The organism is Candidatus Protochlamydia sp. R18 (genome assembly GCF_000648255.1).
Lineage (GTDB): Bacteria > Chlamydiota > Chlamydiia > Chlamydiales > Parachlamydiaceae > Protochlamydia > Protochlamydia amoebophila.
Map to the genome: position 1 here is coordinate 1 of NZ_BASL01000618.1, position 1062 is coordinate 1062.

A 1062-nucleotide genomic window follows, 5' to 3' on the forward strand; every position below is an offset into this window, starting at 1 on the left:
AAAACAAGCCTTGATTAGACGGTCAACTGAATAAGCTAAATTTCAAAGCTTAAGGGGGGAGAGAGGCCTTAGCAAAGTCCCAAACATCTAACTCCCCTCCTTTATCGCAGCAAGCCAAACGGCGCTCATCGGCATAAATACCTGTTAAATTACACTTTAACGCTTCTGCTCCTCTATCTTCCAATTTCTTTTTTTGTTTAGTAGAGCAAAAAGCTCCCACGTTTTCAGGTTTGTCTGTAATATTTAAGCACTCAATTAAATAGTAAGGATTAGTGGCCACCCAGCAATGTTCTTGATCGCTGTCGAAGTTAAGGAACTGGACAGGAGAAAGATCAAAAGAGTGCGTTGTAATCTTTTTTCCAGTAGTGGGTTCATAAAAAACAACATACCCCTTGTCAAAACCCACAGCGAGTTTTTCGCCATTATAGGCTGAAGCAGTAATACATTTAGATTTGGAGTTGAGATGAAATTTGGATTCTCTTTCAAGAGAATCCTCAAAGATTTTTTTTCCGCTAGCAGCATCCCAAACTGTACAGAGGCGTTTTTTCGCATCCTTCCCCAAAATAATGATGCGCTTTTCATCAAATTGCACTAGCTCTTTGCAAAGAGGATCTAAAAAGAGCCCGTCCAAAAGAATCGGTTCCAGATTTTGGGAGGAATTCTCTTTTCGAATAGCTTTGATAAAATAAAGCGTGCCATCTTCACATTGAATCAAAATTTGGTTATCGCGGCAATCGAGCGAGCGGATGGGAGAGTGGAAAAGGGGAGATTCGTAACATTTTAAGCCATTTTCTATATTAAAAATGGCAAATTGCTTGCGCTGAGGCAACACTAAAATAAGCAACTCTTGGTCAACATGGGCTTCCTCAAAATTTTCCACCCTGCTTAAGGGTTGCGAAGGAAAAGGTTCTTTGAGTGGCCAGCGGTAAAGAAAACCTTCTTGCGTCACTTGGATCATATGCCCTTCTAGATAGTGGATCAAACGAGAGTTTTCGTCTTTTAGGTTATCAAAAACTAATTGACAGCCTTTTTCCTCAAGAGAATAAACTTGAGCAGTCCCAG

Annotated in this window: 1 protein-coding gene; it reads right to left on the reverse strand. The window is 40.4% G+C overall.

Annotated features, from left to right (window positions below; all coding sequences use genetic code 11):
- Window positions 1–49 precede the first annotated feature (49 nt).
- On the reverse strand, window positions 50–1062 hold a 1013-nt coding region (locus TY19_RS02050; protein ID WP_042279665.1), incomplete at its 5' end, for a hypothetical protein.